The 8,816-nt window shown below is 74.4% G+C and carries 8 protein-coding genes; all 8 read left to right on the plus strand.

The genetic code is table 11. The features are described from left to right. Positions 1–94 precede the first annotated feature (94 nt). The 8 genes from ACFVU9_RS29475 (at position 95) to ACFVU9_RS29510 (ending at position 8,670) form a co-directional block, all read left to right on the plus strand. Complete coding sequence (locus tag ACFVU9_RS29475; protein WP_387598507.1) at positions 95–1,786, plus strand: protein kinase; 1,692 nt, start codon at positions 95–97, stop codon at positions 1,784–1,786. 185 nt (positions 1,787–1,971) lie between these two features. Beyond that, a complete protein-coding gene (gene mqnC / locus ACFVU9_RS29480) occupies positions 1,972–3,192 on the plus strand; it encodes a cyclic dehypoxanthinyl futalosine synthase (protein WP_380439983.1) in 1,221 nt (406 codons plus the stop codon). 82 nt (positions 3,193–3,274) lie between these two features. Then, positions 3,275–3,943, plus strand: coding sequence for a hypothetical protein (locus ACFVU9_RS29485; RefSeq protein WP_387598510.1), 669 nt, complete (start codon positions 3,275–3,277; stop codon positions 3,941–3,943). Positions 3,944–4,235: 292 nt separating this feature from the next. Beyond that, positions 4,236–4,823 (plus strand): hypothetical protein, encoded by a 588-nt coding sequence (locus tag ACFVU9_RS29490; protein ID WP_380498092.1) that lies wholly within the window; start codon positions 4,236–4,238, stop codon positions 4,821–4,823. Positions 4,824–4,998: 175 nt separating this feature from the next. After that, positions 4,999–5,700: a demethylmenaquinone methyltransferase gene (locus ACFVU9_RS29495; protein WP_380439990.1), complete on the plus strand. Its 702-nt coding sequence runs from the start codon at positions 4,999–5,001 to the stop codon at positions 5,698–5,700. A 137-nt stretch (positions 5,701–5,837) separates the two neighbouring features. Beyond that, a complete protein-coding gene (locus ACFVU9_RS29500) occupies positions 5,838–7,148 on the plus strand; it encodes a geranylgeranyl reductase family protein (RefSeq protein ID WP_380439992.1) in 1,311 nt (436 codons plus the stop codon). A gap of 112 nt (positions 7,149–7,260) precedes the next feature. After that, positions 7,261–8,097 carry an LLM class flavin-dependent oxidoreductase gene (locus ACFVU9_RS29505; RefSeq protein WP_387598514.1) on the plus strand — a complete coding sequence of 279 codons (837 nt, stop codon included), beginning with the start codon at positions 7,261–7,263 and terminating at the stop codon, positions 8,095–8,097. 27 nt (positions 8,098–8,124) lie between these two features. Then, on the plus strand, positions 8,125–8,670 hold the full coding sequence (locus ACFVU9_RS29510) for a nucleoside deaminase (RefSeq protein ID WP_380507544.1): 546 nt from the start codon (positions 8,125–8,127) through the stop codon (positions 8,668–8,670). Positions 8,671–8,816: the final 146 nt, after the last annotated feature.

Below are 8,816 nucleotides of genomic sequence, written 5' to 3' on the forward strand. Positions count from 1 at the left end.
GGGCCGGTACGGTCTGCTCCCGGGCGCGCGCGGTGCGGGCGTCCGGGAGCGGCCCGGTGGAGGGCCGTCCGTCGGCGAGGGGAGCATGCGGGGGATGCAGGCACTGGGGTCGGACGACCCGCGCCAGGTGGGCGCCTACCGGCTGTTGCGCCGGCTCGGCGCCGGCGGCATGGGCCGGGTCTACCTCGGCCGGACGGCCGGCGGGCGCACCGTCGCCGTCAAGCTCGTGCGCGGCGAACTCGCCGACGACGCCGAGTTCCGCGCCCGCTTCCGGCAGGAGGTCGCGGCCGCACGCCGGGTCGGCGGCAGCTGGACCGCGCCCGTCCTGGACGCCGACACCGAGGGCGAACAGCCCTGGGTCGCCACCGGCTACGTCGCCGGGCCCGCGCTCGGCACCGCCGTCCGCGACGGCGGGCCGCTGCCCGAGGCCGCCGTGCGCGCCCTCGGCGTCGGGCTCGCCGAGGCGCTCGCCCACGTCCACGGCCTCGGCCTGGTGCACCGCGACGTGAAGCCGTCCAACGTGCTGCTCACCCTGGACGGCCCGCGGCTGATCGACTTCGGCATCGCCCGCGCCCTGGACGCCGCCGGCGGATTCACCCAGTCGGGTTACGTCGTCGGCTCGCCCGGCTTCATGTCGCCCGAACAGGCGAACGGGCAGGGTGTCGGGCCGGCCGGTGACGTCTTCTCGCTCGGCGCGGTGCTCGCCTACGCGGCCACCGGCGTCCACCCCTTCGGCGAGGGCGTCAGCGCGGCCGTCCTCCTCTACCGGGTGCTGCACGAGCAGCCGGACGTCCCCGGACTGAGCGGGCCGCTGCGCTCGATCGTCCTCGACTGCCTCGCCAAGGAGCCGTCCGACCGGCCCACTCCGCAGCAGCTCCGCGCCCGGCTCGACCCGGAGGGCACGGCGGCCCTGCGGCTGCGGCAGGGCGGCTGGCTGCCGCCGGCGCTCGCGGCGGGGGTGGGGCGCAGCGCGGTCGAACTGCTGGACCTGGAGGGGGAGTCGGGGAGCGCTCCGGCCGACGTGCCGCCGGCGGCCTGGGGGCCGGCCTCCGGGGCGGCTTCCGGGACGGGTGCCGGGGCGGGTGCCTGGGTGGAGCGGACGCCGACCTACGTGCCGCCGGCGCCCGGGGGCGGCTCCCGGCCGCGCCGCGCGGTGCTGGTCGCGGCCCTGGCGGCGGCGCTGGTGGTGCTCGCGGGCGGCGGGTACGGGACGTACCGGTGGCTGGACCCGGCGGCTCCCGCGGTGACGGCCACGAGCAGCGGTTCGCCCACCGGCCCGTCCGGGAGCGGCAGCGCCGTGCCGGAGCCCGCGCCGACGCCGGACGGTCCGACCGCGGTAGCGAGCACCCCGAGCACCCCGGGCACTTCGAGCGGGCCGGGCACGCCGACCGGGCCGAACGCGGTGCCGGCCGCGTTCCTCGGCACCTGGACCGGCGACATGGCCACCGAAAAGGGCGTGCCCGCGGGCACCACCCGGCTCACCATCGGGCCGGCCGCGATCGGGCAGGAGAACACCACCAGCCAGAACGGCATGTCCGGCATCATCTCGATCAGCTGCGACGGCGTCTGGAAGCTGCGGGAGGCGGGCCCGAAGAAGCTCGTGTTCCAGTCCCGGCTGGTCCGCTCCAGCCTGCCCGGCGCGTGCTCCGGCGGCGCGTACACCGAGACGCTCACCCTGCAGGACGACGGGACGATCCGCTTCACCTCCGCCGACCCGGTGGCGGGCAACCCGGCCGGGACGATGCACCGCACGGGCGCGGCCCAGCCCGACGGCACCAGCCGGTGAACACGGGTGAACACGGGTGAACACCGGGGGACAGGAGGCGGGAAGGGGCCGGGCGGCGGGCTGGCGCAGGGGCCGGAATCGGCTGGCGTAGGCTGGTTCGGCCGTACCCGGAAACACCCGCGACCGGGACCGACGCGCTGAGAACAGCAGTACCCGAGCAGTCCCGAGAGAGAGAAGGCCGCCAGGTGTCCGAGCTCGCAGCGACCACCCTCGATGCGCCCAGCACCGACCTGCAGGCCGTGCTCGACCGCGCCGCCGCCGGTGGCCGGATCACCCCCGAGGAAGCGCTGGAGCTCTACCGCTCCGCGCCCCTGCACGCCCTCGGCTCGGCGGCCGACGCGGTGCGCCGCCGCCGCTACGCCGGCACCGAGCACATCGCGACCTACATCATCGAGCGCAACATCAACTACACGAACGTCTGCGTGACGGCGTGCAAGTTCTGCGCCTTCTACGTGCCGCCGAAGAGCGACAAGGGCTGGTCCCGCGAGCTCGACGAGATCCTGCGCCGCTGCGCCGAGACGGTCGAGCTGGGCGGCACCCAGATCATGTTCCAGGGCGGCCACCACCCGGACTACGGCGTCGAGTACTACGAGCGCGCGTTCTCGGCGATCAAGGCGGACTTCCCGCAGCTGGTGATCCACTCGCTGGGCGCCTCCGAGGTCGAGCACATGTCGCGGATCTCGGGCGTCTCGATCGAGGAGGCCATCACCCGGATCCATCAGGCGGGCCTGGACTCGTTCGCGGGTGCCGGCGCCGAGCTGCTGCCGGAGCGCCCGCGCAAGGCGATCGCGCCGCTGAAGGAGTCCGGCGAGCGCTGGCTGGAGATCATGGAGGCCGCGCACGGCCTCGGCGTGGAGTCCACCTCCACGATGCTGATGGGCACCGGCGAGACCAACGCCGAGCGGATCGAGCACCTGCGGATGATCCGCGACGTGCAGGACCGCACGGGCGGCTTCCGCGCGTTCATCCCCTACACCTACCAGCCGCAGAACAACCACCTGAAGGGCTCGACGCAGGCGACCGTCTTCGAGTACCTGCGGATGATCGCGATCGCGCGCCTCTTCCTCGACAACGTCGCCCACATCCAGGGCTCCTGGCTCACCACCGGCAAGGAGGCGGGCCAGCTGTCGCTGCACTACGGCGCGGACGACCTCGGCTCCGTGATGCTGGAGGAGAACGTCGTCTCGGCGGCCGGGGCCAAGCACCGCTCCAACCTGACCGAGCTGATCCACCTCATCCGGGCCGCCGACCGCGTCCCGGCGCAGCGCTCGACCACCTACGAGCACCTGCGGGTGCTGGACGACCCGGCGAACGACCCGGTCGACCCGCGCGTCGCCTCGCACATCGCCTCCACGGCGATCGAGGGCGGCACCGCGCACCCCGAGCTGAAGATCCTGGACAACTGAGCGCCGCCGCCGTAGTCGCCACGCCCACGCCCACGCCCACGCCCATGCCCGCCGCAGCCGTGCCGGGCGCCGTGGTGGCGCCGTGCTGACCCTGCACCGGGCGGGCTTCGTGCTGCCCGATCCGGCCGGGGCCGACCCCGCGCCCGCCGACAGCGCCGTGCTCGTCGACGGCGCGGTGCTCGTCGACGGCGCGGTGCTGGTGCGCGGCGAACTCGTCGAGGCGGTGGGCCCGTTCGGCGAGCTCGCGGCGGCGCACCCGGGCGCCCGGGTGCGGGACTGGGGCGCGGCCGTGCTCACACCCGGGCTGTGCAACCCGTACGGGCACGGGCTGTTGGAGCGCGCCTACCACCCGGACCCGCGCGAGGGGACCGGCGCCGAGCCGGTGCCGGGCGGGCTGGACGCGGAGCGCGACGACGTGCGGTGCGGGGCGAGCGCCCGGCGCGGGCTGCAGCGGATGCTGGGGTTCGGGGTGACGGCGGTGGCCGGGCCCTTCGAGCGGGCGTCGGTGCGGACGGCGGTCGCGCGGTCCGGGCTGGCCGCGCTCGCTCCCGGGGGCGGCACGGCTGCCGCCGAAGGCCCGTTGGACCCGCTCGCCGTGCTGCCGCTCGCGCAGGCCGCGCACGGGCGGATCGCGGCCGGGGGACGGGCGGACTTCGCGGTGTTCGCGTGCGACGGGGACGTCCCGGCGCCGCTGCCGGGGGGCTGCCTGGCGACCGTGCTCGGCGGCCGGTTGGTGTACCGACGGCGCTGACGGCGCGGCCGGTGCGGGCGCCCGAACCGCCGTTGGCCCGCCGTCGGGCCGCCATTGGCCCGTCGTCGGCCGGCCTTCGGGCCGACTTCCCTGCGGCACAAGGGACTTCCTTCGTGTGCGGCCGAACTCCGGCTCGCGTGGCGCCGGGTGATTGCCCCTTCGCCGTGACCTGAGGGCCCGCCAGCGGATACGATCCCGGACAGCTCACTCCGTACCCCCACCACACCACCGCCCGTGCCCGCGGGAAGCGGGGCCGCGTCCCCGGCCCCGACGCAAGCCAGGACAAGGAACCATGCGATCCGCGACCGTCCCCCCGCCGCGCACCCCGCGGTTGGGCCGTGGCTGGTACCTCGCCGCCGTGCTCAGCGCCGTGCTCGCCGTGGGCATGTGCCTGCTCGGCTGGCGCCAGGCCGACCAGGCCGACCGGATCGAGGCCCACCCGGTGCGGGTCGAGGGCGTCGTCACCCAGCTCCCGACCGGGGGCGGTTCCTACAGCGCCGTCAGCTACCGGGTCGGCGGCCAGCCGCACACGGCCGCCGCGCTGCCGCTCGCGGACGGCGCCAAGGTCGGTGACCAGGTCTGCCTGGAGCACGCCGCCGACGACGCGGGCGCGGTGCGGATCTGCGGCGACACCTACCCGCAGCCGGTCGGCGTCGGGCTGGCCCGGTACAGCGTGCCGGTGGCGGTCGCGCTCTTCCTGGTCTGCCTGTGGCGCATCCGCCGGCACCGGCGGGCGGTCGCCGTCCGCACCGGGCAGGGCCGGATCGCGACCACCGTCGCCTTCGCGACCGGGGCCCTGGCCGAGGGGATGCCGGCGATAACGGACGGCAAGCGCTCGCGCCGCAAGCGGCGTGCGGGCGGACGGCGCGCACTGCACTGACGGGGTACGTCGGGAGGTGCGCCGACGGGCTCCCCACGAGGTGCGCCGCAAGGTGCCCCACGAGGTCCGTCGGGGGGCGTGCGGAGGGGCGCCTGTGAGCTCCGAGGGGCGCGGGCCGCGGGTGCTGCGCCGCCCCGTTGCTCCGGGCGCGGGCGCCAGGGTGAACAATGGGGGCGTGACCCGAGCCTCTCTGGACAAGCAGCCGCACGAAGTCGCCGCCATGTTCGACGACGTCGCGGCGAAGTACGACCGCACCAACGACGTGCTCTCCCTCGGCCAGGCCCGCGCCTGGCGCCGGGCGGTGGCCGAGGCGGTGGCCGCCGGACCCGGGGACCTCGTGCTCGACCTCGGTGCCGGCACCGGCACCTCCTCGCTGCCCTTCGCGGAGGCCGGCGCCAGGGTCGTCCCGTGCGACTTCTCCGTCGGCATGCTCGCCGAGGGCAAGCAGCGCCACCCCGAGCTGCCGCTCACCGCAGGCGACGCGACCCGGCTGCCGTTCGCGGACGACACCTTCGACTCGGTGACGATCTCCTTCGCGCTGCGCAACGTCCACGACACGGACGCGGCGCTGCGCGAGATGCACCGGGTCACCAAGCCCGGCGGCAAGCTCGTGCTGTGCGAGTTCTCCACGCCGACCTGGACGCCGTTCCGCACGGTCTACACCGAGTACCTGATGCGCGCCCTGCCGCCGGTCGCCACCGCGGTCAGCAGCAACCCCGACGCCTACGTCTACCTCGCCGAGTCGATCCGGGCCTGGCCGGACCAGCCCGCGATGGCGGCCCGGCTGCAGGAGGCCGGCTGGTCGAAGGTGGCCTGGCGGAACCTGACCGGCGGGATCGTCGCGCTGCACCGGGCGTACAAGACCGCCGCCGCGTAGCCGTCGTCCCTCCCCGCCCCCGTGAGCGGACCCGGTAAGCGGACCTAGACTGCCCGAGGCGGCAGCCGTCGTTCCGACCCAGCCGTCGCCGTCGTTCCAGTCGTCGTTCCAGCCGTAGTTCCAGGAGAGTGCCCACCGTGTCCGAGACCGCAGCCGACCCGACGAAGCCGGACAGCACCGTCGAGAGCACGGCGGACGTCATCGTGGTCGGGGCGGGCCCGGCCGGTGCCACCACCGCGTACTACCTCGCGCAGGCCGGCCTGGACGTGCTGCTGCTGGAGAAGACCTCCTTCCCCCGCGAGAAGGTGTGCGGCGACGGCCTCACCCCGCGCGCCACCAAGCAGCTCGTGGACATGGGCATCGACGTCTCCACCGAGAACGGCTGGCTGCACAACAAGGGCCTGCGCATCGTCGGCGGCGGCGTGCGGCTGCAGCTCGACTGGCCCGAGCTGTCCTCCTTCCCCGACTACGGCCTGGTCCGCAAGCGCGCCGACTTCGACGAGCTGCTCGCCCGTCAGGCCGAGAAGGCCGGCGCCCGCCTGTACGAGCGCTGCAACGTCAGCGGCCCCGTGCTGGACGACCGCACCGGACGCATCGTCGGCGTCACCGCCAAGCTCGGCGAGGAGAAGCGGGAGGTGACCTTCCGCGCCCCGCTCGTCGTCGCCGCCGACGGCAACTCCACCCGGCTCTCCCTCGCCATGGGCCTGCACCGGCGCGAGGACCGGCCGATGGGCGTCGCCTACCGGACGTACTTCACCTCGCCGCGCCACGACGACGACTACCTGGAGTCCTGGCTGGAGCTGTGGGACACCCGCGGCGGCCAGCGCCGCCTGCTGCCCGGCTACGGCTGGATCTTCGGCATGGGCGACGGCACCTCCAACGTCGGCCTCGGCATCCTCAACTCCTCGCCCGCGTTCGGCGAGCTGGACTGGCGCGAGGTCCTCAAGGCCTGGTGCGCCGGCATGCCCGAGGAGTGGGGCTACACCCCCGAGAACATGACCGACCCGATCCGCGGCGCCGCACTGCCGATGGCCTTCAACCGGCAGCCGCACTACACCCGCGGGCTGCTGCTCGTCGGCGACGCCGGCGGCATGGTCAACCCGTTCAACGGCGAGGGCATCGCCTACGCGATGGAATCCGGCAAGATCGCCGCCGGCGTCATCGTCCAGGCCAACGCCCGCGTCACCGACGGCGGACGCGAGCGCGCGCTGCAGGCCTACCCGCGCATCCTCAAGGACGTCTACGGCGGCTACTACACGCTCGGCCGCGCCTTCGTGAAGCTCATCGGCAACCCGCAGGTCATGCAGATCGCCACCCAGCGCGGGCTCACCCACCCGATGCTGATGCGCTTCGTCCTCAAGCTCCTCGCCAACCTCACCGACCCCCAGGGCGGCGACGCCATGGACCGCGTCATCAACGGCCTCGCCAGGGTCGCGCCCAACGCCTGACGGACGGCCCCCGCGGGCGGACGGCACACCACCGTCCGCCCGCACCAACAAATTTGATCAAGCATCGCCAAGAACCGCCCGCGAGCGAAGGCCAATTGCTAGCCTGACAGCCATGCGGATAGGCGTGAACGTCCCCAACTTCGGTCCCGGAACGCACCCGGAACACCTCGCCCAATGGGCCAAGACCGTCGAGGGCCTGGGCTTCGACCTCCTGATGGTCTCCGACCACGTCGCGGTCACCCCGGACGTCGCCAAACAGTATCCGGCGCCGTTCTTCGAGCCCTTCACCACGCTCTCCTGGCTCGCCGGCATCACCACCCGGGTCCAGCTGGGCACCACCGTCCTCATCGTGCCCTACCGCCACCCCCTGCTGATGGCCCGGATGGCCGCCAACCTGCAGCAACTCAGCGGCGGACGGCTGGTCCTGGGCGTCGGCGTGGGCTGGGCCAAGGAGGAGTTCGCGGCGCTCGGCGTGCCCTTCGAACGCCGCGGCAAGCTGACCGACGAGTACCTGCGCACCATGCGGGCCGCCTGGGACGACGAGGCCGACTACGGCAGCGGGCAGATCCCGGTCTGGGTCGGCGGCAACAGCGACGCCGCGCTGCGCCGGGCCGTGCGCTTCGGCGCGCCCTGGCACCCGCTGCGGTTCACCATGCCGTGGTTCACGGAGGCGGTCGGCCGGCTGAAGACCATCGCCGACGAGGCGGGGCAGCCGGTGCCGGAGCTGGCGCCGCGCATCCTCCTGAAGCTGACCGACCGGCCCGTCGACGGGCCCGACCGCAAGGCCGGCGAGGGCACCATCGAGCAGATCCTCGGCGACATCGAGCAGCTGCGCCTGACCGGCGCCGGCACCGTGCTGCTCGACCCCTACCTCGGCGACCCGGACGAGACGCTGCGGCCCGAGGTGGCGTGGCAGGCCCTGGCCACCGTCGCCGCGCACAGGTCCTGATCACCACCCCCTAGAGACGGAGTACCCGTGGCCAGCAACGCCCACGACCTGCACGAGAGCGACGTCGCCGGCGCCGCCGCCGTCACCGAGTCCGACCTGCCCTACCTGCGCCGCTGCGTGGAGCTGGCGACCGAGGCGGTGGAGGCCGGCGACTACCCGTTCGGCTCCGTGCTCGTCTCGGCGGACGGCAAGATCCTCGCGGAGGACCGCAACCGCGAGTCCAGCACCGGGGACCCGACCCGCCACCCGGAGTTCGAGCTGGCCCGCTGGGGCGCGGTCAACCTGAGCCCCGAGGAGCGGGCGGGGGCGACCGTCTACACCTCCGGCGAGCACTGCCCGATGTGCGCGGCCGCGCACGGCTGGGCGGGCCTCGGCCGGATCGTCTACGTGAGCTCGACGCGGCAGTACCGCGGCTGGCTGGGCGAGTGGGGCGTGAAGATCACCTCGCCGCTGAACCCGCTGTCGGTGCGGGACGTCGTCCCCGGGCTGGAGGTGGCCGGCCCGTCGCTCGAACTGGCCGGTGAGGTCCGCGAGTTGCAGCGCCGCTTCCGCGGCATCGACGCGGCGCTCTGAGCTTTCGCCGTTCTTCTCCGCCGCCACCGGATCCCGGTGGCGGCGGAGGTCTGTTCGGAGCCCGCGGCGGCGGGGCGAAACGGAACCGGGCCCGACAGCGGATCGGTGTCGACGCGGCGGAGGCGGGCTCGACGAAGACGCCCTGC

Origin of the sequence: Kitasatospora sp. NPDC057936, assembly GCF_042887525.1 — a bacterium.
Classification (GTDB): Bacteria; Actinomycetota; Actinomycetes; order Streptomycetales; family Streptomycetaceae; genus Kitasatospora.